This is a genomic window from Chryseobacterium lineare, from assembly GCF_977014045.1.
This window is the reverse complement of record NZ_CDRNIQ010000001.1, coordinates 883843-904704: the sequence shown is the minus strand read 5'-3', so window position 1 is coordinate 904704 and position 20862 is coordinate 883843. Positions and strand designations below refer to the sequence as shown.

Genomic DNA, 20862 nt, shown 5'->3' with positions numbered 1-20862 from the left:
TTATTCTTTTGAGCTTAACTTGAATTTGATAATATTTACTCTATTTTCAGCAAGGAAAACTTCCAGCCTATCAATATAATTTCCATTTCGTTTTAAGTTAATACAAAAAAATCCGGTAGTGATACCGGATAATTTATACTATTTCGCTTGTTAATTCTCTTGAAAGCAGTTTTTCGTGCATCGGCTTCAGAATATCCAAAGAACCCGTTTTCACGGTGCATTTACCTTTAAAATGAACTAATATCGTACATTGCTCTGCCTGTTCCAGCGTATGTTTACAGATTTCTATAAGGCAATCGATCACATAGTCGAAGGTATGAACATCATCATTATGTAAAACCAATTTATAAACTTCATCCGTATCGTCGAGCACAAGAACCTCTTCTTCATATTTACGTTTCGGATCGTCGTAATCTTTTATACTGTTATAAAAAATCATTATAATTTGTTTAAAAATTAAACCTCTCCTATTTTTTCTGCCAAATCATTGATATTGTTTGGTGCTTCATATACAAGCTCAACAAGTTCAACACTTTTATTATTCATTTTTAATATTTTAAAATGATAATTATCAAGGTCAAACTCCTGATTTTCTTCCGGAATATCTTCTAAGGCATGAAGAATGAAACCTGCCAACGTATTATACTCGCTCTCTTCTGAAAGAGGCAGTTTTTTAGGGATAAACTCATTAATTTCGTCTAAAGGCTGAGTCGCCTGAACCCAAAATGTATTCTCAGCAATCTTATCTACAACTTTCTCCTCGTCATCTTCTTCATCCTGAATCTCACCTACCAGCTCTTCAAGAATATCTTCAAGAGTAATAATTCCTTCTGTTCCTCCAAATTCGTCTATGACAATCGCTAGGTGCTGTTTTTTCTGTTGGAAAATTTTCAGGAGGTCTGATATTTTTTTGCTTCCCACAACAAAAAATGCATCACGCATTAGTTCTTTTAGATCTTCATGACTCAGCTCTCCTTTCCTTTTAACAAATTCTCTGATGATCTCCTTGGTATAAAGAATACCAATAACGTTATCAATAGAATCTACATATACCGGAATTCTGGAATATCCGCTATCCATGATTTTGTTGATAATTTCATTGACATCTTCTTCAAAATCGATAGATGTAATATTTTGTCGGGGAACCATGATCTGTTTGGCAGAATGATCCGTAAAATCAAATGCATTTTTGATGATTTCGTAGTTTTCTTCCTCAATTTCGCCGCTGTCTGCACTTTGTTTTACCAAAAGCTGAAGCTCTTCCGTAGAGTGAATCTCATGTTCTGAAGCTGGATGAATTTTTACCAATCTTAAAAATGTATTAGACATTAAATTCATCAACCATATAAAAGGTTTAAAAACAGTATAAAAAACCCTCAGCGGAATGGCAGTTGCCATCGTGGTAGCCTCTGATTTTCTGATTGCAATCGACTTCGGAATAAGTTCTCCGAAAACAATATGCATAATAGTAATTAAAACAAAACTTGTAATTACGGAAATTGAGGTGACCGTAGTTTCAGTAAGATTAATATTAAGTGAACTGAAAATATTTTCAACAATATGATGCAATGCACTTTCTCCTACCCAACCTAGGGCAAGAGAGGCCAAAGTAATACCTAGCTGTGTTGCAGACAGGTATTCATCAAGATGTTTGATGATATGCTCCGCCTGCTTTGCCATAGAATTTCCTTCTGCAGCTTTTATTTGGATTTGTGAATAACGAACTTTAACGATTGAAAATTCTGCGGCTACGAAAAAGCCATTAAGTAAAACAAGTAATAAGGCTAGCAAAAGCCTGACTATGTCCGAGTCCATTTAGAAGTTGTATATAATTTATTGATACAAATATATACAAAATAAAAATAACAAAAAAAGCATCGTGGTATATACGATGCTTTAATATTGTAGAAAATACTTATTTAAGAATTTTTCAAGGCTTCTGCTCCTGAGACGATTTCAAGGATTTCGTTCGTAATAGCAGCCTGTCTTGCTTTGTTGTAGAAGATCTTCAGATCATTTCTCAAAGCTTCAGCATTGTCAGTTGCTTTATGCATTGCGGTCATTCTTGCACCGTGCTCTGATGCCACAGAATCCAGAACAGCTTTGAAAACCTGTGTTTTTATCGATTTAGGAATCAGATTATCAAGAATTTCCGTTCTGTTTGGTTCAAAAATATAGTCTGTCTCTGTTTGAGGTTCGCTCGTTTCAGGCATAGAGATCGGAAGAAGCTGCTCTGTAGTTACTTCCTGAGTCGCTGCATTAACGAATTTATTGTAAATAAGGTAAACTTCATCAAACTTACCTTCTCTGAAACTCGTCATCACTCCTTCTGTAACGTTTGCCACCACATCAAAGTTCAGGTTATCATATACAGAGCTTGCATTAGTGTACACTGTACGATTTCTTCTTACAGCATCAAAAGCCTTTTTACCAACAGGAAGAACCTCAATTTCATATTGAGAATTATTCTGAAACTGTAGATTAAGCTCTTTTACAATAGAAGAGTTGAAAGCACCTGCCAAACCTCTGTTTGAAGTAACAGCGATGAAAAGAACTCTTTTCACTTCTCTTTTCTGAGCATAAACAGAAATCTGATCAGGATCTGAGCTGGAATTTACATTCTGGATAAGCTCCTGTAATTTTTCAGAATAAGGTCTTAACATTACGATAGCGTCTTGTGCTTTTTTCAGTTTCGCAGCGGAAACCATTTTCATAGCACGTGTAATCTGCATCGTAGATGAAATTGACGTAATTCTACCTCGTATCTCTTTTAAGTTTGCCATATTGGGTTAGTTGTTGGTTGTCGGTTGTTGGTTGCTAGTTTTAGAAAATTCTGTCAACTATCAACCAAAAACCATCAACTAATTTTTAGTTATATTTAGAAGCTAAATCATTAGCTGCCTGCTTAAGAACACCAGTGATTGAATCATCGATTTTTCCAGCTTTGATAGCAGCCATTGTATCAGGATGCTTAGATCTTAGGAACTCGATGTACTCGATCTGGAATTCTTTTACTTTTCTGATAGGAACATTTCTCAATAAATTCTCTGTTCCGGCGTAGATCATCGCCACCTGGCTGTCTACAGGAAGTGGAGAGTTTACCGGCTGCTTAAGGATTTCCACGTTTCTTTCTCCTTTAGAGATTACCGCTAGTGTAGCAGCATCAAGGTCAGAACCGAACTTAGCAAACGCCTCTAATTCTTTATATTGAGCCTGGTCTAATTTAAGTGTACCAGAAACTTTTTTCATTGATTTGATCTGCGCATTACCTCCAACTCTCGATACAGAGATACCTACGTTAATCGCAGGACGAACCCCTGAGTTGAATAGATCAGACTCCAGGAAGATCTGTCCGTCTGTAATAGAGATTACGTTTGTTGGAATATACGCAGAAACGTCACCCGCTTGTGTTTCGATAATTGGAAGAGCAGTTAATGAACCACCACCTTTTACGATTGGTCTTAAAGACTCAGGTAAATCGTTCATCTGGCTAGCGATTTGGTCATCAGCGATAACTTTCGCAGCTCTTTCCAGTAATCTTGAGTGAAGATAGAAAACGTCTCCAGGATAAGCTTCACGGCCCGGTGGTCTTCTCAAAAGTAGAGAAAGCTCACGGTAAGCAACCGCTTGTTTAGATAAATCATCATAAACGATCAATGCCGGTCTACCGGAATCTCTGAAGAACTCACCGATCGCAGCACCTGCCATTGCAGAATATACCTGCATTGGAACCGGATCTGATGCATTAGCCGCAACAATTACTGTATAAGCTAAAGCTCCTTTATCTGATAATGTTTTGACGATTTGTGCTACAGTAGACGCTTTTTGTCCGATAGCAACATATATACAATATACAGGATTACCTGCTTCAAAGAATTCTTTTTGGTTGATGATCGTATCGATCGCAACAGTAGTTTTACCTGTCTGTCTGTCACCGATGATCAGCTCTCTCTGCCCTCTTCCTACAGGAATCATAGAGTCGATTGCAACAATACCTGTCTGTAAAGGCTCAGTTACCGGCTGTCTGAAAATTACTCCGGGAGCTTTTCTTTCCAATGGCATTTCGTATAAATCTCCTGCGATAGGACCTTTACCATCGATAGGGTTACCAAGAGTATCCACTACTCTTCCTAACATTCCTTCTCCTACTTTAATAGAAGAGATTCTGTTTGTTCTTTTTACGGTATCTCCTTCTCTTACTAATTTACTTTCACCAAGTAGAGCAACCCCCACGTTGTCTTCTTCAAGGTTTAGTACAATACCTTCTACATCACTAGAAAATTTCACCAACTCTCCGTATTGTACGTTTTCTAACCCGTATACACGAGCAATACCATCACCGATGGTTAAAACTGTACCTACTTCCTCAACGTTTGATTGAGTATCGAAGTTGGCCAATTGCTGTTTTAAGATCGCAGATACTTCTGCCGGATTTATTTCTGCCATTGTATGGTTGTTTTTTCTTTAATTTAATTGAAAATCTTTTTTCACATGGTTCAATTTTGATCTTACCGATGCATCTACCTGCTGATCGCCAACTCTTAAAATGTATCCACCTAAAATTTCAGGCTTTACATTTACTGCTAAATCAAAATTTGAATTATTTACCAAATCGGTAGATTTCAGGATCTGTTCGATATTTTCATTGGAAAGCTGAGTAGCTATCGTAAGAGTCACTCGTTGTACTCCGTTGATATCTTCAACTTTATTGATGAATTCCTGAGCAATATTCTTCAGTTGTTTTTCTCTTCCGTGTCTGATAACCAAGGTGATCAAATTCTTTGAAGAAACTGATAAACCTTTGAAAATCTCATTTGCTACTTCTACTTTCTTTTTAGAATCGATGTAAGGAGTCATGAAGAATTTGTTTAGGTCCGCAGACTCTTTCATGATCTTCACTACATCTTTCATTTCAGAAAATACAGTAGCCGTCTGCCCTGATTCGTTTGTGAAATCAAGTAAACCTTGTGCGTATCTTTTAGCTACTTTAGATGTAAGCATTATTAGTTAAGATTTGATTTGTTTAAATAATTTTGAACTAATTCATTCTGAGCCTCGCTGTTATCAAGCTTTTGCTTAAGAATAGATTCTGCGATGTTTACTGATAAAGCACCAATCTGAGTTTTGATATCTGCCATTGCAGCATTTTTTTCAGCATTGATCGTTTGTTTAGCGGCTTCGATTAATTTATCACCTTCAGCTTTAGCCACATCTTTAGCCTCACCTACGATTCTATCTTTAATTTCTCTTGCCTCTTTAAGGATAGCATCTCTTTCGATTTTTGCTTCACGAATGATTCTTTCGTTATCCTCTTTTAAAGTTTCCATTTCTTTTCTTGCCAATGTAGCCTGGTTAAGAGCATCAACAATAGAAGTTTCTCTGTCGTTAATCGCATTAACAATCGGTTTCCAAGCGAATTTAGCTAGAAGAAATAATAGGATAACAAAAGTAAGGGTCATCCAAAACAAAAGCCCAATTCCAGGTTCTATAATTCCCATATCTGTAGATTTCTTTTTAGTGTTATTTTATGGATTTTTTAAAATTCTTAGCAGCAGCCAACCGCTTTACTGCTAAGAATGCTTTTTGTGAGGATAATTACTTGATGAAAGCACCAAAGATAATCGCGATAAGACCAGCTCCTTCGATAAGACCAGCAGCAATAAGCATTGCTCCTTGAATCTTACCAGCTTGCTCAGGCTGTCTAGCGATAGCGTCCATTGCATGACCTCCGATTTTTCCGATACCAAGACCTACTCCTAGTACTGCTAAACCGATACCTACGTAAATTAATCCTGCTCCAGTTGATAAATCCATAATAAATAAATTATATTAGTTAAAAATTATTTTTTTAATATTTTCTTTTAATTAGTGAGCGTGTTCTTCATGTCCATGCTCATGCTCGTGTTCTGCTACTGCGATACCGATAAACAAAGCAGATAATACAGTAAAGATATACGCTTGCAATGCTGCTACTAATAATTCCAATACGGAAACAAATAATGCTAAAGGCACAGACGCAAATCCTAAGAATGGAGACTTGAAAATGAAGATTAACGAAATAATCGCCAAGATCATAATGTGCCCCGCTGTAACGTTAGCGAAAAGTCGCATCATTAAAGCAAAAGGCTTTGTAAAAATCCCGATAATCTCAATTGGAACCATGATAGGATACAACAGAATTGGCACTGGTGGCATAAAGATGTGTTTCCAGTAATCTTTATTGGCACTGAATAGTGTAATTAATAAAGTTATGATTGCTAAAACAGCCGTAATCGCGATATTACCTGTAAGGTTTGCTCCAAAAGGAAAGAAAGGAATTAATCCGAATAAGTTATTAAACCAGATAAAGAAAAATGCTGTTAATAAATAAGGCATATATCTTTTGTATTTAACAGATCCGATATTTGGAATTGCCACTTCATCTCTTATGAATACAATCACAGGTTCCAATAATTTCCCTGCGCCTTTTGGTAACTGAGATTTTTTATAGTTTCTTGCCATTCCTATGAAAATAAATGCCATAAAAATTACTGACAGAAACATTGATGCTGCATTTTTAGTTATTGAAAGATCAAAGAAAACTTCATTTGCTTTTTGTTTTCCGCTGATTATTGAAAACAATGTTGCTTTTTGAATTCCTTTAGTAGAAACTACCTGTCCGTCTTCTAAAGTATATCCGTCATGTTCGTGGCCATGAGCGATACTTTTAGAAAGAAAAGTGTGCCACCCCTCATTATCCTTAATAATAACAGGCAACGGAACAGAAACATGATGCTCTTCACCACTGTCATCTTTTGTAGTCCATAAGTGCCATTCATTTGAATCACCGATGTGTTCCATGATCATTTTCGTAGCATTAAAACCTTCTTTCTGCTCTATCTTTTCTGCCGGCTCTTCGCCATTAGAAGCATGCTGAGCAATAGCTAAACTGCTCACAAACACAAGTAAAAATGCGAAAAACAATGAAGAAATCTTTCTATTCATATCTCTTTTTTAATCGTGTGCAAATATATCGATTTTATTAAACTTTACCAATACTAAAAATTGATTTTTATCATCAAAAAAATCAGGATTTATTAATGAGTTTTATTATAGGTATATATATAAAGAGTGATGCGACTATAAAACATATCACTATTAATAGAAAATTTTCTTTTGTTTTATCAATTATCATTAAAGAAATTATAAGCCAGATAATATCTTTTGATATATTAAGTGATAAGAACTTCATTGCTGCATTTGCTTTACCGTGAATATATCTCTTAAATAGCATGAATACAAAAACATTTAATATAAGGATCAGCAATATAACGATCAAACTATCCATAAAATTCATCTGGCAAAAATAGAATTATAATTTTGAAGTATCACAAATCTCTATTCTTAATATATAATATATACTAAAAATTTCCTTATTTTTGCAAACCTATAATTTACAATAAATATGTTTAACAGTTTACAGGATAAATTAGACAAAGCGCTTCATAATATTTCAGGACGTGGAAAAATCACGGAAATCAATGTTGCGGAAACCGTAAAAGAAATTCGTAGAGCATTGGTGGATGCCGATGTTAATTATAAAGTTGCAAAAGATCTTACCAAAAGAGTTCAGGATAAAGCTTTAGGACAAGACGTTCTTACATCGCTTACTCCGGGACAGCTGATGACGAAAATCGTTCATGATGAATTGGTAGATTTAATGGGAGGCTCCCAGGAAGGAATCAACCTTTCAGGAAAACCTTCTGTAATTCTTATTGCAGGTCTTCAGGGTTCCGGTAAGACTACATTTTCAGGAAAATTAGCTAATTATTTACAAACAAAAAGAAATAAAAAACCTCTTTTGGTGGCATGTGACGTTTATCGTCCGGCCGCGATTGATCAGCTTAAAGTATTAGGCGGACAAATTGGAGTTCCCGTTTTCACCGAAGAAGGTTCTACAAATCCTTCTACGATTGCTGAAAACGCGATTAATTTTGCTAAATCTAATGGTCACGATATCGTCATTGTGGATACCGCAGGTCGTCTGGCGATTGACGAGCAGATGATGAATGAGATCAAAACGGTTCATTCTACCATTAAACCAAACGAAACATTATTCGTTGTTGACTCAATGACGGGTCAGGATGCTGTAAATACAGCAAAAGCGTTTAATGATGCTTTAAATTTTGATGGGGTGGTTTTAACTAAATTAGACGGCGATACCCGTGGTGGAGCTGCTTTAACCATTCGTTCGGTAGTAGAAAAACCTATCAAATTCATTTCTACCGGTGAGAAAATGGAAGCTTTAGACGTTTTCTACCCGGAAAGGATGGCAGACAGAATCCTGGGAATGGGAGACGTTGTTTCCCTGGTAGAAAGAGCTCAGGAACAATTTGACGAAGAGGAAGCCAAAAAACTTCATAAGAAGATTGCTAAAAACGAATTTGGTTTTGATGATTTCTTAAAGCAGATCAACCAGATCAAAAAGATGGGTAATATGAAGGATCTAATGGGGATGATCCCGGGAGTTGGAAAAGCGATCAAAGATGTGGAAATCAGCGATGATGCATTCAAACATATCGAAGCGATCATTTATTCAATGACTCCTGAAGAAAGAAGAAGACCCTCCATCATCAATACTCAGAGAAAAAACAGAATTGCCAAAGGAGCAGGAAGAAAAATTGAAGATGTAAATCAATTGATGAAGCAGTTTGACCAGATGGGAAAAATGATGAAAATGATGCAGGGGCCTCAGGGTAAACAAATGATGCAGATGATGAGCAAAATGCCAAATATGCCGGGAATGGGCGGAATGTTCGGTAAATAAACACACCAAAAACAATTAAAAAAATATTACTATGGAAGTTTACGAAAAACAAGGAAATTACAATCAACCTTACAAATCAGAGAAAAAAGTAGCAGCCGGTATCCTCGCTATTCTTTTGGGTGGACTAGCCATTCATAAATTTTATTTAGGATATACTAAAACTGGAATTATTCAGTTAATTCTAAGTCTTGTAACCTGCGGTACCGTTGGAGGACTTATCGGTTTGATTGAAGGCATTATTTATCTTACAAAATCAGATGAGGATTTCGACAGAACCTATGTTCAGAATCAAAAAGAATGGTTCTAAAGACCATGTTCTTATTAAATTAAATATAAAATCCGACTCAGTATTGAGTCGGATTTTTTCGTTTTTATCTTAAATAAAATTAATTATTTATCAGATTTTTGAGCTTTTCCTTTGATGAAATAAGAGAAACCTACGTTTACTCCGAAAGTTTTCACATTTGTTTTTACATCTGTGTTCATGATCGTTTCTTTATTAGAGAATTGGTCATAAGAAACTCCCAGGTTAAGCCCTAAAGACTGAGTAGCCATATAAGTTACCCCTCCTTTTACTTTCCATGCAAGACCATCAGTAGTTGTTTCATTTGATGCAATCATACCCATGAAATTAGTTTCTCCGCTGTTTTTTACAGAAGCATACCCGATTCCTGCACCTAAGAAAGGAACCAATTTGCTAGAATTCGTAAAATAATAAGTAGCAGTTGGCATTACAGAGAAGCTGCTTGTTTTAGATTTAAGGCCTTCATACTTCGTTGTAGCGTTGATGTATCCAAGTTCGATACCTACAGCTAATCTGTCGATAACGAAATACCCTACTGAAGGAGAAACAGAGAATGTGTTTACTTTAGGTCCGTCTACAGACTGATCTCCAACTTTAACTGTAGTTGTAACGTTGTTGAAACCTACTCCGGTATCTCCACTGATTACCCAGTCACCTTTAGTCATTTGGGCATTTGATAATCCAAAAAGTGCAACAGCACCTGCTAGTAATAGTTTTTTCATGATTTTTTATTTATAAAAGTTTATTATTAATTATTTAGCAAAAACATATTTTACTCCGAACATCACCGAAGATAAATTAAGTCCAAAATTGAATGTATCAGTTCCGTTATCCTGATCTTTAATTTTTGTGTTTTTATAACCAAACTCTCCAATTGTAGCCTCAATCGTCCAGTTTTTATTGATAAAATAATCTAATCCCGGCTTCACATTTACACCAAAAGAAGTATATTTCTGTTCGATAGACATACTCTGAAAATATGTGTATCCATTAATATCAAAATAATTTAATTGTAAATCTGCCGTACGTTTTCCAATTTCAATGGGAACTTCAAGCTGTCCGAAAATATATAATTTATCTGAAAGCGTCCAGTATTTTCTGATGAATGGTTGTGCTGTAAAAGCATTTGTTTTAATGATTGTTTGCACCGTTTCAATACCAGATCCGATATTAGTAATATCTTTATGATCTGCTCTGCTTCCGGTATAACCGATTCCTGTACCGACAGCCAAATTAGGAGCAATAAAAATACCGACAGTTGGCACAACACTGAAGTTCTGATCTTTACTATCTGTATTGTTATCTTTTTCCTGAGAATAACCTACCTGTCCTGATAGATAAACGGTACCTGTTTTAATCTGGGCATTAGAAAGCCCGAAAAATGCGACAGCAGTTGCAAGCAATATTTTTTTCATGGTTTTAATTACAATAGTTAAAAGTGGAAAAGTCCTAAGCAAAAACTTAGGACTTTATCTTTGTATGTTTTGTTCATTATTTAGCAAAAACATATTTAACACCGAAAGTAACTGAAGATAAGTTTAATCCAAAGTTGAAGTTGTCAGTGCTTTTATCAAGATCTTTGTATTTGAAGTTATTGTATCCGAATTCTCCGATCGTAGCTTCGATAGACCAGTTTTTGTTTAAGAAATAATCTAACCCTGGTTTTACGTTTACACCGATTGAAGTGAATTTAGATTCAGTATTGAACTGAGAAGCAGTACCACTGTATTCAGCTTTATCTTTACCAAATGCCATTGGAACTTCCAATTGTCCGAAGATATAGAACTTCTCTCCTACAGTCCAGTATTTTCTTACGAAAGGAGCTACTACAATTGCATCAGTTGAAAGTTTAGTTTCAACATTCGTTAACGCACTTGTTGAAGTTGTGGAGCTGTTTGCATAACCTACACCTAAACCAACAGCAACATTATTTCCTACGAAATATCCAACAGTAGGTACAATTGTAAAATCTTCTACTTTAGCATCAGTATTGTTATTCTGAGTTGAAGAATAACCTACCTGTCCTGATAAATAAGTAGTTCCTTTAGCGATCTGAGCATTAGATAATCCGAAAAGTGCAACAGCACCTGCTAATAATACTTTTTTCATTTTATTAAAAATTTAATACTTTCTGGCGGCAAATTTACAGTGGTACCTCTGAATATTAAAATTTGTTAATGTGATTAATATCATTGACTAATATTAGCATTTTCCGGGAATAATGTTTATTAAAATATAGGCTTTGATTTTTTCACAATTTTTTGAATAAAAAAACTCCAATTTTTCAATTGGAGTTGAATATGATTGATTTTTAAAAATTTTACTTAAGGAAGAAATTTGCCCCAAAGTTGATCGCCCCGAAATTAAATCGGTCGTCACCGCGCCAGTAATGATCCTTATATTTGCTGCCAATATTCTGGAACCCAAGATAAAGTTCTACATTTTTCATCTGATATCCTACCCTTGGAGCCACATACAATCCGCTGTTAATATAATTTCTTGTGGAAATAGCTGCTCCCAGATCCAATCCTACGAAAAGAGGAAGCTTGTTAAATGTATATTTTCCGGAAACTGCAATAGGCACAAAACCAAAATCATCTACGTTGTCTTTTCCAAAAAAATGAGAATATCCTGTAGTTGCACCGATATCCAGCCCTTTAGTGATGTTCCACATATAAGCAGCATCAATGCCTAAAGTTACACTGGCCGCATCAGCTGCATCACCAAGTGGAGCACCAATATGCCCACCAAGCCTGAAACCCTCCTGCGCCTGCGCAACACCACCTAAAAGTGCAAAAGCACCCAGTAATAATAATTTTTTCATTTTTAAATAGTTTAAATAGTTAAATTATCTGAATTGTTATTCACGAAAATGTGGTATCTGAAAACCACAAAAAAAGCGGAACAAATTTTGTACCGCTTTGATTTTTTTGAAAAATAAAATTCTTAGTTTCCTCCGAATTTGAAGCCTACACCAACTTGTAAGAAGCTGTTGGTTAATTTTTCACTATCTTCTGGGTTCTTGATAAGATTAGAAACACCTAAATTGTACCTTGCATCAAAGAATAATCCGTTTTCGAGCATATATTCCGCACCAATGAAAGGGGCAATATTCAAAGTATTCGTCTGATCTTTAACATCAACTTTATCTCCAAGTGCAAATTCTGATCCTAGTTCTGAATTTGACACATTACCTGTTAGCTCATATTTAGTCTTTGCCGATAAAATAACCCCAAAGCTCGCTCCTGCAGAAACAGATAAATTTTCAGTAATAAAATATTTAGCAGAAATAGGAATCAATAATGTTCCAAAAGTAGTTTTAGCTTTAACACGAACATCTCCGCTAAAATCTCCCTCAAATGCTCCTGTCTCATCTACTTTACCTCCTAATGAAGAGTACAAAGCTTCGGCTTGAACACCAAATTTATCGCTGATTTTGTATTCAGCCATACCCCCTACGTAGAAAGTATGCAAAGGATCGGAGCTTTCAGATCCTGTATTATCTTTAGCTTTAAGTGTTGAAAGTGAATATCCTGCTTTAGGTCCGAATCTGAATTCCTGAGCATTCACGCTCATTCCCATGATGGCAACTGATGCCAGAAGTAAAAATTTCTTCATGATATAAAAGTTTTTTAAATAGTTCGATGGCAAAAATAAACTTTTTTTTCAAAATTCAAACAACTGTGAGTTTTATTTTATATTAAAAAAAATACAGGATAGTATAACTTCCTGTATTGTAATATACTTATAAGATATATTCTTAATCATTTCTATGCTTTTTTTCCTCATCGTTGTACGCCAGAATGATCTTTTTGACCACCGGATGCCTTACAACATCTTCTTCATTAAGGTGTACAAATCCTATTTCTTTCACATCTTTCAGAATCCTCATGGCTTCTTTCAGACCGGATTGCTGTTTGGGCGGAAGATCAACCTGGCTCGGATCTCCTGTTATGATAAACTTAGCATTCATACCCATTCTGGTCAGAAACATTTTCATCTGAGAATGCGTGGTGTTCTGCGCTTCATCCAGAATAACAAAAGCATCATCCAGTGTCCTTCCTCTCATGAACGCCAACGGCGCTACTTCAATCACTTTCTTTTCAATGAATCCTTCCAGCTTCTCATGAGGAATCATATCGCGTAGCGCATCATATAACGGCTGCAAATACGGATCCAGCTTTTCTTTAAGGTCACCCGGCAAAAATCCAAGACTCTCCCCTGCTTCTACGGCAGGTCTCGTCAAAACAATTCTTTTTACAGCTTTATCTCTCAAAGCTCTCGCCGCAAGAGCCACACTGGTGTACGTTTTACCCGTTCCCGCAGGCCCGATTGCGAAAACCATATCTTTTTTCTCAGTTTCTTTAACCAGTTTTTTAAGATTCGTGGTTTTGGCTTTAATGATTTTACCATTTACCCCTTTTACGATGATATCCTGATCAAAGACAAGCTGTTTTTCATGTTCATCTTTAATATTGAGAATATTTTCAACATCTTTAAGATCAATAGAATTATTTTTTGAGATAAATTTTACAATGTCATCCAGTTTTAGTTTAAAAATATCAAGCGCTTCCTGATTTCCCATTGCAAAGATATAATGGTCTCTACCTGTGATTTTAAGGGTAGGAAAAGTAGATTTTATTAAATTGAAATATTGGTTATTAACTCCATAGAAGATTTTCGCATCGATATCCTCCAAATCATATGTTAATTCAAACATGCAGTATTTTTATTAATTTAGAACTTAAATGTAAAACTTTTTTTGGAAATTTAAATCAAATTCTTTTCCACAATCTTTCGGGCATTCTTTTTATTTTAAATAAATTTGCATTTCTACTATTCTATAAACAATCAATGTCAATTATTACACTTACTTCAGATTTCGGAAATTTGGATTACAGAGTTGCCGCTGTGAAAGGCAGTATTCTTTCTCTGAATCAGAAAGTTAATATTATTGATATCACTCATGGCATCCAGGCTTTCAACCTTGTGCAGACATCGTACATTGTCAGAAATGCCTATAAACATTTTCCGAAAGGCACAATTCATATAATTTCTGTGGACAGTTTCCACAACAAATCAAGAAAAAATATTGTGTATAAAGCAGACGGACATTACTTTATTGCTGCCGACAATGGACTTTTAAGCCTAATTTTTTTTGATATTAAACCTGAAGCGATCTACGAAATTACTTTAAATAACCGATTTGACGATATTGTAAATTTTACATCAACCGATGTTTTTGTGCCTGCAGCAGTACACCTGGCCAATGGCGGACTGCCCGAAGTAATCGGAAGAAAAATCGATACTGCCAAGCAGCTTCTGTTCCCGAAACCTGTTTTTAATGAATCTGAAAAAATGATTATCGGCGAGGTAACCTATATTGATAATTTCGGAAATATAATATCAAATATCAGCAAAGATTTTTTTGAAAGTTCAGGTAAAGGATATGAAAATTTCACTATAAAATTCAGAAATTTAAGTCTTTCAAGAATATTCCAGAGCCACACAGAAGTAGTTTCTGACTGGGAAAGAGAAACGGAATTCCATGGGCAATCTGCAGCTATTTTCAATGACAGTCAGCTTTTGGAGCTAACGATCTATAAAGGGAGCAGAAAAAATGGCGCAAAATCTCTGTTCGGTCTTAATGTCGGAGAGAATATTTACATTGAATTTTTCTAAAATTTAATATTTCATAAAAAAATCGATTTTTTTTATATATTTGTCAAAATCTAAAAATTAAAAATGGCAGAGTACAAATTATTGCTTCCTTCCATGGGAGAAGGTGTTATGGAAGCGACAATTATCACTTGGTTGTTCAACGAAGGCGATATTGTAAAAGAAGATGATTCCGTAGTGGAGATTGCAACTGACAAAGTAGATTCAGACGTTCCGACACCAGTTTCGGGGAAAATCGTAAAGATTTTAAAACAGAAAGACGAGGTTGCAAAAGTAGGCGAAGCTATTGCTATTTTAGAAATTGAAGGAGAAGGAAATATTCCTGCCTCTGAAGAAATAACTGCAGAAACACAAGCTCCTGCACCGGATACTGAAATTTTAAAAACGATAGAAGAGCCGTTAAAAGTATCTGCTTCCACCGAGTTTTCGGGAGATCTTTATCTCTCTCCGCTTGTAAAATCAATCGCACAACAGGAAAATATTTCTGAAACTGAGCTGAAATCTATCAAAGGAAGCGGTTTGGAAGGAAGAATTACAAAAGAAGATATTTTAGCATACGTTAAAAACAAAGGAAGCCAGCCGGCCCCACAAGCGGCTCCGGTACAACAGGCTGCTCCTGCAATACAAACGACAGCAACATCTGCTCCTGCTTCTACTATCACAGCAGCGGCGGGTGACGAGATCATTCCTATGGACAGAATGAGAAAGATCATTGCTGAAAATATGGTAAAAGCGAAACAGATTGCTCCTCACGTTACTTCTTTTATTGAAACTGACGTTACCAACGTCGTAAAATGGAGAAATAAAAATAAAGCTGTTTTCGAAAAACGAGAAGGTGAAAAACTAACTTTCATGCCGATTTTCGTAAAGGCGGTGGTGAAAGCAATTCAAGATTTCCCAATGATCAACGTGTCTATAAACGGTGAAAATATCATCAAAAAGAAAAACATCAACATTGGTATGGCAACTGCTTTACCGGATGGAAACCTTATTGTTCCTGTCATCAAAAATGCGGATCAGCTATCTATTTCAGGATTGGCGAAAGCCATCAACGATCTGGCTTACAGAGCAAGAAACAAAAAATTAAGACCGGAAGACACTCAGGGCGCGACTTACACCATTTCTAATGTCGGAAGCTTTGGAAACCTTATGGGAACACCAATTATTCCTCAGCCTCAGGTGGCAATCCTGGCAATTGGAGCCATCGTCAAAAAGCCTGCAGTTCTGGAAACTCCGGATGGAGATGTAATTGCAATCAGAAACTTAATGTTTATGTCTCATTCTTACGACCACAGAGTAGTTGACGGTTCTTTAGGCGGAATGATGCTGAAACATGTTCACGATTACCTTCAAAATTGGGATCTGAATACTGAAATATAAGTAATTGGTAATTGGTAATTGGTAATTGGTAATTTTTCTAATATAAATACAAAACCTTCGGATTTCCGGAGGTTTTTTTGATTTATTTTAAACCTTAGTCCAATTCTTAGAAATGATATAATTTCATCTGTTGACACTAATCGGTTTTATTTTACTAATATTATTGATTTACTCCCACAATCTCTTGTATATTACAAATAATTTAAATACTTTTGCACCTCGAAATAATTAACAAATTTATTTACATTATGAACAATTACGAAACTGTTTTCATTTTAACTCCCGTTCTATCTGATGCACAGGTGGAGGAAGCAGTGAACAAGTATGTAGATCTTATCAAAGAAAAGAACTGCGAAATCGTTGCTAAAGAAAACTGGGGATTAAAAAAATTAGCTTACCCAATCCAATTGAAAAAGAACGGATTCTACACTTTAATCGAATTTAAAGGTGAAGGTTCTGTAGTTGCTGATTTAGAATTAGCATTCAAGCGTGACGAGAGAGTAATCCGTTACCTTACTACAAAACTAGACAAACACGCTGTTGACTACGCTGTAACAAGAAGAGCAAAAGTAAAATCAGCTAAAGCTTAATTATTAACCCTATTTTTTAAAAAAGACAAGACATGGCAATAGACGAAATGGCTAAACAAGCCTCAGCTGGAGGAGAATCTGAAGTAAAATTCCTTACTCCGCTTGATATCAATACAAAATCTGAAAAGAAATATTGTAGATTCAAAAAATATGGGATTAAGCACGTTGATTACAAAGATGCTGATTTCTTATTACAATTCGTAAACGAACAAGGTAAAATCTTACCAAGAAGATACACAGGAACTTCTTTAAAATACCAAAGAAAAGTTTCTGCTGCAATCAAAAGAGCAAGACACCTTGCGTTACTACCATACGTAGCAGACTTATTGAAATAAAAAAATTGCAATTAGCCACTAGCTTTGAGCTTTTGGCTTTTTGTTGCTGAATAAATAATTAATTCTAACTTGATTTTAGATAATAGATTTCAGATTATAAGACAGAATGTCTAATATCTGATTTTCTAACTTCTAACATCTAAAAAAGGACAACAACAATGGACATTATCCTAAAAAAAGACGTAGAAAACTTAGGTCTTGAATTTGACACAGTAAGTGTAAAGCCTGGTTACGCAAGAAACTTCTTAATCCCACAAGGGTACGCACTTTTAGCTACACCTAAAAATAAGGCTGCTTTAGAAGCTACTTTAGAAGCTAGAAAAGAAGAAGAAGCTAAATTAATCTCTGCTGCAAACGCTGTAGTTGAACAATTGAAGAAAACTTCTATCACAATCCCTGCAAAAGTAGGTTCTGGTGATAAATTATTCGGATCTATCAACAATGCAGATCTTTCTGCTGCTCTTGAAAAAGCTGGAGTATCTGTAGAGAAAAAATACATCAAAATCCCAGGAAATACGATCAAGAGAACTGGTAAGGTAACTGCAAACATCAGATTACACAGAAATGTTGAGTACAATTTCGAATTCGACATCGTATCTGACGCTCCGGTAGAAGCTCCAAAAGCAGCTCCTGCTAAAAAAGAAGAAGCTCCTTCTGAAGAAGCTTAATCAGAAAAGAATTTTCATTATACAAAACCATCTCTTTCGAGATGGTTTTTTTACATTCTATAGCAGTCTCTTTTATCTATTTTTTCAAAGTAACTATTTAATCATTCTTTAATTCACCTTAGGCAAATTATTTGCTTTAGTTTCGGAAATTTATTTTATGGAAATCAGTGACATCGTATCAAAACAAAAGGAATTTTTCAAAACTCATCAGACGAAAAATATTAAATTTCGGAGAATGTATCTTGAAAAACTGAAAGAGATTATTATCAAGAATGAAAATCTTTTATATGAAGCTATTGAGAAAGATTTTGGTAAATCCAGATTTGATACATTCACTACAGAAATTTCATTTATCATTAATGATATCAATTATTATCTGAAAAATCTGAAATCACTTTCCAGACCGAAAAAAGTAAGAACTAACCTTATCAATCAAATCGGGAAAAGCAGAATTCACCCGGAACCGTTGGGAAACATTCTCGTTATCGGAGCATGGAATTATCCTTATCAGCTTGCATTATCCCCTGTTGTAGCAGCAATCGCAGCCGGAAACTGCTGTGTAGTGAAACCCAGTGAGATTGCAGAAAGCACAATGAAAGTGATGACTAAAATCATCAACGACAATTTTCCTCCGGAATATTTATATGCTTATGAAGGCGGCGTAGATGAAACCACTGAGATTTTAAAATTGAGATTTGATAAAATATTTTTTACAGGAAGTACAAAGGTTGGCAAGATTGTTTATGAAGCGGCTTCAAAAAACCTTACTCCGGTTACTTTAGAGCTTGGTGGAAAGTCTCCGGCCATTATTACAAAAGATGCCAATCTGGAAATCGCAGCAAAAAGAATTGTCTGGGGAAAATTCCTGAATGCCGGTCAAACCTGTGTAGCACCGGATTATCTGCTTGTTGAAGAATCGGTACAGGAACAGTTTCTGGAAACGCTAAGAAAATATATCAAAGAATTTGATTATAAACCGGAATCTGAACATTATACAAGAATTATCAATGTTAAGAATTTTGAAAGGCTAACTCACTTGATAAATAAAGATAAAATTTATTTCGGAGGTAACTTTAATCGCGAAAAACTCTATATAGAGCCTACTGTTTTAACTCATATTAATTGGGGAGATGAAGTTATGCAGGAAGAAATTTTCGGGCCGATTTTGCCTGTTATTTCATTTACTAATTTTAATATTGCTTTAAACCAGGTTTCAGATCTGGAAAAACCTCTTGCTGCTTATCTATTTACCAATAATTCTGAAGAAAAAGAAGTTTTTAAGAATAAACTGTCTTTCGGAGGAGGTTGTATTAATGAAGTAATAATGCATTTAGGCAATGAAAATCTACCGTTCGGTGGAGTGGGAAATTCCGGTATAGGAAATTATCACGGTAAGTATGGGTTTGATACATTTTCACATCAGAAAGCAATTCTGGAGAAAGTCACCTGGGGTGAGCCAAAGATAAAATATCCGCCGTATTCCGAGAAAAAGCTGGGATGGATAAGAAAGCTATTAAACTTTTAAACTAAAAAACCGGGAAAACTGCCCCGGTTTTACTTATGACTTTTTTGGAGTCCATTGCCTGAAAAACTCTTTTACTTTTTCCAGACTGTAGCCCTTTCCTTCTTCCAATACGTCGCTTTGCTGAACATGGATCATCTTTCCATCTTTATCCAGAACGATAAATACTGGATACCCGAATTTATCACCGGGATTACCATATTTGGCAAAAATCTTTTCATTCTTATTGTCAGGCGAATAATTTAAGTGATAATACTCATAATTTGCATCAACGAGCTTCTTCAGTTCCGGTGTCGTCTGCACAAACTGGTTGAATCTCAGGCACCAGATGCACCAGTTTCCGCCCGCCTGAATCATTATATTTTTATTTTCTTTTTTTGCCCTGGCGATCAGATTTTGAATATCCTTTTCCGCATCAGCAGTCGGATCATAAGGTTTGGGTAACCTTGCCTTTTCTTCTGCAGCTTTCTTCTTGGCTTCGAGCTCAGATTGGTCAGTTTTTACCAGCAATGCCTTTTCATCCTTAGTTCTGTCGTCTGCCGGCTTTACATTCTGAGAGAAAGCAAAAAAGCTTAGTCCCAGAAAACCTATTAATGATAACTTTTTCATAAGTATAAAATTAAAAAAATAATACTATTTGCAGGCAAAAATACAACCATATTTTTATTATCCGTAAATTTGCCTGTTTTATGAATTTTCTAATCAAAATATTATACTTAATTTCCAAGCTTCCGCTGAGAGTTTTATATATTTTTTCAGATATTATGTTCTTTCTGAATTATTATATCGTCGGCTATCGCAAGGATGTTATTACACAAAATTTAAAAAATTCATTCCCAGAAAAGACGGATGAAGAAATAAGAAATATAAGAAAGAAATTTTATCTGAATTTTTCAGATTATCTTGTTGAAACCATAAAATCTTTCAGTATTTCCAAAACGGAATCCAGAGTGAGAATGCAACATATCAATCAGGAACTTTTTCATGAAGCGAAAGCAGAAGGAAAAAATATCATTTTACTGGCAGGTCATGTATTCAACTGGGAGTGGATCAATGCTTTGGCAACAGTAATTCCGCAAGACCACTGTCATCCCGTGTACAGAAAAGTAAACAACAGCTTTTGGGAAAACCAGATGAAAATTGTACGTAACAGGTTCGGCAATGAAGCCTTGGAAGCCAAAGAAGTGATTCTCAATATTTTTCGGTCAAAGAACAACGGAAGTTCGGCCTATATGTTTGTGGCAGATCAAACACCCCATTTTGCACATATTACCTACGGTTTAAACTTTCTCAATCAGAGAACTCCTGTATTCACAGGCTATGACAAGCTTGCTACAAGAATGGATCTTGTCTTTATTTATTGTGAAATGAAAAAGGTAAAGCGAGGATATTATCAGGTCAATTATCACCGGATTTATCCCGACGGAGAAAAATTTGTAGAACATGAAGTGATCAAAAAATTTCATAAACTTTTGGAAAATACATTACATAAAAGCCCAGACAATTATCTCTGGTCACATAGAAAATGGAAATATCAGGATTCTATTAAAAATTTTGATTCTGAAAATACATAGAGCT

The 20862-nt window shown here is 35.4% G+C and carries 23 protein-coding genes and 1 pseudogene; 9 read left to right on the top strand and 15 right to left on the bottom strand.

Annotated elements, in window-relative coordinates; translation table 11 throughout:
* Positions 1 to 133: 133 nt before the first annotated feature.
* The 8 genes from ACWNCI_RS03970 to atpB all read right to left on the bottom strand — a co-directional run bounded on the left by ACWNCI_RS03970 (position 134) and on the right by atpB (position 6984).
* On the bottom strand, positions 134 to 439 hold the full coding sequence (locus tag ACWNCI_RS03970) for an ATP-dependent Clp protease adaptor ClpS (RefSeq protein ID WP_042720934.1): 306 nt from the start codon (positions 437 to 439) through the stop codon (positions 134 to 136).
* A gap of 17 nt (positions 440 to 456) precedes the next feature.
* A complete protein-coding gene (locus ACWNCI_RS03965) occupies positions 457 to 1815 on the bottom strand; it encodes a hemolysin family protein (RefSeq protein WP_346985506.1) in 1359 nt (452 codons plus the stop codon).
* Positions 1816 to 1919: 104 nt separating this feature from the next.
* Positions 1920 to 2783: an ATP synthase F1 subunit gamma gene (gene atpG, locus ACWNCI_RS03960; RefSeq protein WP_449387267.1), complete on the bottom strand. Its 864-nt coding sequence runs from the start codon at positions 2781 to 2783 to the stop codon at positions 1920 to 1922.
* Between the two features lie 85 nt (positions 2784 to 2868).
* On the bottom strand, positions 2869 to 4446 hold the full coding sequence (gene atpA, locus ACWNCI_RS03955; RefSeq protein WP_346985508.1) for a F0F1 ATP synthase subunit alpha: 1578 nt from the start codon (positions 4444 to 4446) through the stop codon (positions 2869 to 2871).
* Between the two features lie 18 nt (positions 4447 to 4464).
* Entirely contained in the window at positions 4465 to 5001 is a 537-nt protein-coding gene (gene atpH / locus ACWNCI_RS03950; RefSeq protein ID WP_346985509.1) for an ATP synthase F1 subunit delta, read from the bottom strand.
* Between the two features lie 2 nt (positions 5002 to 5003).
* The gene (locus tag ACWNCI_RS03945; RefSeq protein WP_346985510.1) at positions 5004 to 5498 is read right to left on the bottom strand and encodes a F0F1 ATP synthase subunit B; all 495 of its coding nucleotides are present in this window, start codon (positions 5496 to 5498) and stop codon (positions 5004 to 5006) included.
* Positions 5499 to 5595: 97 nt separating this feature from the next.
* Entirely contained in the window at positions 5596 to 5814 is a 219-nt protein-coding gene (locus ACWNCI_RS03940) for an ATP synthase F0 subunit C (protein ID WP_007844726.1), read from the bottom strand.
* Between the two features lie 51 nt (positions 5815 to 5865).
* A complete protein-coding gene (gene atpB, locus ACWNCI_RS03935; RefSeq protein WP_346985511.1) occupies positions 5866 to 6984 on the bottom strand; it encodes a F0F1 ATP synthase subunit A in 1119 nt (372 codons plus the stop codon).
* Positions 6985 to 7444: 460 nt separating this feature from the next.
* Between atpB and ffh the strand changes: the two genes are divergently transcribed.
* Together ffh and ACWNCI_RS03925 are read left to right on the top strand one after the other, a co-directional pair.
* Positions 7445 to 8806, top strand: a complete 1362-nt coding sequence (gene ffh / locus ACWNCI_RS03930; protein ID WP_346985512.1) for a signal recognition particle protein — start codon at positions 7445 to 7447, stop codon at positions 8804 to 8806.
* A 31-nt stretch (positions 8807 to 8837) separates the two neighbouring features.
* Positions 8838 to 9113, top strand: coding sequence for a TM2 domain-containing protein (locus tag ACWNCI_RS03925; protein ID WP_346985513.1), 276 nt, complete (start codon positions 8838 to 8840; stop codon positions 9111 to 9113).
* 83 nt (positions 9114 to 9196) lie between these two features.
* Here the strand turns inward: ACWNCI_RS03925 and ACWNCI_RS03920 are convergent, their stop codons facing one another.
* The 6 genes from ACWNCI_RS03920 to ACWNCI_RS03895 form a co-directional block, all read right to left on the bottom strand.
* The gene (locus ACWNCI_RS03920; RefSeq protein WP_346985514.1) at positions 9197 to 9832 is read right to left on the bottom strand and encodes an outer membrane protein; all 636 of its coding nucleotides are present in this window, start codon (positions 9830 to 9832) and stop codon (positions 9197 to 9199) included.
* Positions 9833 to 9862: 30 nt separating this feature from the next.
* Positions 9863 to 10525 carry an outer membrane beta-barrel protein gene (locus tag ACWNCI_RS03915; protein WP_346985515.1) on the bottom strand — a complete coding sequence of 221 codons (663 nt, stop codon included), beginning with the start codon at positions 10523 to 10525 and terminating at the stop codon, positions 9863 to 9865.
* 76 nt (positions 10526 to 10601) lie between these two features.
* Positions 10602 to 11219: an outer membrane beta-barrel protein gene (locus ACWNCI_RS03910; RefSeq protein ID WP_346985516.1), complete on the bottom strand. Its 618-nt coding sequence runs from the start codon at positions 11217 to 11219 to the stop codon at positions 10602 to 10604.
* Between the two features lie 211 nt (positions 11220 to 11430).
* The gene (locus ACWNCI_RS03905; protein WP_346985517.1) at positions 11431 to 11934 is read right to left on the bottom strand and encodes a hypothetical protein; all 504 of its coding nucleotides are present in this window, start codon (positions 11932 to 11934) and stop codon (positions 11431 to 11433) included.
* A gap of 122 nt (positions 11935 to 12056) precedes the next feature.
* Positions 12057 to 12728 carry a porin family protein gene (locus ACWNCI_RS03900; protein WP_449387266.1) on the bottom strand — a complete coding sequence of 224 codons (672 nt, stop codon included), beginning with the start codon at positions 12726 to 12728 and terminating at the stop codon, positions 12057 to 12059.
* Between the two features lie 142 nt (positions 12729 to 12870).
* A complete protein-coding gene (locus ACWNCI_RS03895) occupies positions 12871 to 13830 on the bottom strand; it encodes a PhoH family protein (protein WP_346985519.1) in 960 nt (319 codons plus the stop codon).
* Between the two features lie 134 nt (positions 13831 to 13964).
* Between ACWNCI_RS03895 and ACWNCI_RS03890 the strand changes: the two genes are divergently transcribed.
* From ACWNCI_RS03890 to ACWNCI_RS03865, 6 genes and pseudogenes are all read left to right on the top strand, one after another.
* Entirely contained in the window at positions 13965 to 14792 is an 828-nt protein-coding gene (locus ACWNCI_RS03890) for an SAM hydrolase/SAM-dependent halogenase family protein (protein ID WP_346985520.1), read from the top strand.
* Positions 14793 to 14855: 63 nt separating this feature from the next.
* A complete protein-coding gene (locus tag ACWNCI_RS03885) occupies positions 14856 to 16169 on the top strand; it encodes a dihydrolipoamide acetyltransferase family protein (RefSeq protein ID WP_449387265.1) in 1314 nt (437 codons plus the stop codon).
* Positions 16170 to 16417: 248 nt separating this feature from the next.
* Positions 16418 to 16759 (top strand): 30S ribosomal protein S6, encoded by a 342-nt coding sequence (gene rpsF / locus ACWNCI_RS03880; RefSeq protein WP_042723026.1) that lies wholly within the window; start codon positions 16418 to 16420, stop codon positions 16757 to 16759.
* Between the two features lie 32 nt (positions 16760 to 16791).
* Positions 16792 to 17094, top strand: a complete 303-nt coding sequence (gene rpsR, locus ACWNCI_RS03875; RefSeq protein WP_002979091.1) for a 30S ribosomal protein S18 — start codon at positions 16792 to 16794, stop codon at positions 17092 to 17094.
* Between the two features lie 158 nt (positions 17095 to 17252).
* A complete protein-coding gene (gene rplI, locus ACWNCI_RS03870) occupies positions 17253 to 17762 on the top strand; it encodes a 50S ribosomal protein L9 (RefSeq protein WP_089860203.1) in 510 nt (169 codons plus the stop codon).
* Between the two features lie 142 nt (positions 17763 to 17904).
* Positions 17905 to 19287 (top strand): annotated as a pseudogene (locus ACWNCI_RS03865) (aldehyde dehydrogenase); the annotation flags it as partial.
* 33 nt (positions 19288 to 19320) lie between these two features.
* Here the strand turns inward: ACWNCI_RS03865 and ACWNCI_RS03860 are convergent.
* Positions 19321 to 19893 (bottom strand): thioredoxin family protein, encoded by a 573-nt coding sequence (locus tag ACWNCI_RS03860; protein WP_449387264.1) that lies wholly within the window; start codon positions 19891 to 19893, stop codon positions 19321 to 19323.
* 80 nt (positions 19894 to 19973) lie between these two features.
* Here ACWNCI_RS03860 and ACWNCI_RS03855 point away from each other — a divergent pair, with 80 nt between their 5' ends.
* Complete coding sequence (locus ACWNCI_RS03855; protein WP_346985525.1) at positions 19974 to 20858, top strand: lysophospholipid acyltransferase family protein; 885 nt, start codon at positions 19974 to 19976, stop codon at positions 20856 to 20858.
* The last annotated feature ends 4 nt before the right edge of the window (positions 20859 to 20862 follow it).

Coding starts and splice junctions, on each gene's coding strand:
- ACWNCI_RS03970 (WP_042720934.1), bottom strand. CDS start 439: ATGATTTTTTATAACAGTATAAAAGATTACGACGATCCGAAACGTAAA.
- ACWNCI_RS03965 (WP_346985506.1), bottom strand. CDS start 1,815: ATGGACTCGGACATAGTCAGGCTTTTGCTAGCCTTATTACTTGTTTTA.
- atpG (WP_449387267.1), bottom strand. CDS start 2,783: ATGGCAAACTTAAAAGAGATACGAGGTAGAATTACGTCAATTTCATCT.
- atpA (WP_346985508.1), bottom strand. CDS start 4,446: ATGGCAGAAATAAATCCGGCAGAAGTATCTGCGATCTTAAAACAGCAA.
- atpH (WP_346985509.1), bottom strand. CDS start 5,001: ATGCTTACATCTAAAGTAGCTAAAAGATACGCACAAGGTTTACTTGAT.
- ACWNCI_RS03945 (WP_346985510.1), bottom strand. CDS start 5,498: ATGGGAATTATAGAACCTGGAATTGGGCTTTTGTTTTGGATGACCCTT.
- ACWNCI_RS03940 (WP_007844726.1), bottom strand. CDS start 5,814: ATGGATTTATCAACTGGAGCAGGATTAATTTACGTAGGTATCGGTTTA.
- atpB (WP_346985511.1), bottom strand. CDS start 6,984: ATGAATAGAAAGATTTCTTCATTGTTTTTCGCATTTTTACTTGTGTTT.
- ffh (WP_346985512.1), top strand. CDS start 7,445: ATGTTTAACAGTTTACAGGATAAATTAGACAAAGCGCTTCATAATATT.
- ACWNCI_RS03925 (WP_346985513.1), top strand. CDS start 8,838: ATGGAAGTTTACGAAAAACAAGGAAATTACAATCAACCTTACAAATCA.
- ACWNCI_RS03920 (WP_346985514.1), bottom strand. CDS start 9,832: ATGAAAAAACTATTACTAGCAGGTGCTGTTGCACTTTTTGGATTATCA.
- ACWNCI_RS03915 (WP_346985515.1), bottom strand. CDS start 10,525: ATGAAAAAAATATTGCTTGCAACTGCTGTCGCATTTTTCGGGCTTTCT.
- ACWNCI_RS03910 (WP_346985516.1), bottom strand. CDS start 11,219: ATGAAAAAAGTATTATTAGCAGGTGCTGTTGCACTTTTCGGATTATCT.
- ACWNCI_RS03905 (WP_346985517.1), bottom strand. CDS start 11,934: ATGAAAAAATTATTATTACTGGGTGCTTTTGCACTTTTAGGTGGTGTT.
- ACWNCI_RS03900 (WP_449387266.1), bottom strand. CDS start 12,728: ATGAAGAAATTTTTACTTCTGGCATCAGTTGCCATCATGGGAATGAGC.
- ACWNCI_RS03895 (WP_346985519.1), bottom strand. CDS start 13,830: ATGTTTGAATTAACATATGATTTGGAGGATATCGATGCGAAAATCTTC.
- ACWNCI_RS03890 (WP_346985520.1), top strand. CDS start 13,965: ATGTCAATTATTACACTTACTTCAGATTTCGGAAATTTGGATTACAGA.
- ACWNCI_RS03885 (WP_449387265.1), top strand. CDS start 14,856: ATGGCAGAGTACAAATTATTGCTTCCTTCCATGGGAGAAGGTGTTATG.
- rpsF (WP_042723026.1), top strand. CDS start 16,418: ATGAACAATTACGAAACTGTTTTCATTTTAACTCCCGTTCTATCTGAT.
- rpsR (WP_002979091.1), top strand. CDS start 16,792: ATGGCAATAGACGAAATGGCTAAACAAGCCTCAGCTGGAGGAGAATCT.
- rplI (WP_089860203.1), top strand. CDS start 17,253: ATGGACATTATCCTAAAAAAAGACGTAGAAAACTTAGGTCTTGAATTT.
- ACWNCI_RS03860 (WP_449387264.1), bottom strand. CDS start 19,893: ATGAAAAAGTTATCATTAATAGGTTTTCTGGGACTAAGCTTTTTTGCT.
- ACWNCI_RS03855 (WP_346985525.1), top strand. CDS start 19,974: ATGAATTTTCTAATCAAAATATTATACTTAATTTCCAAGCTTCCGCTG.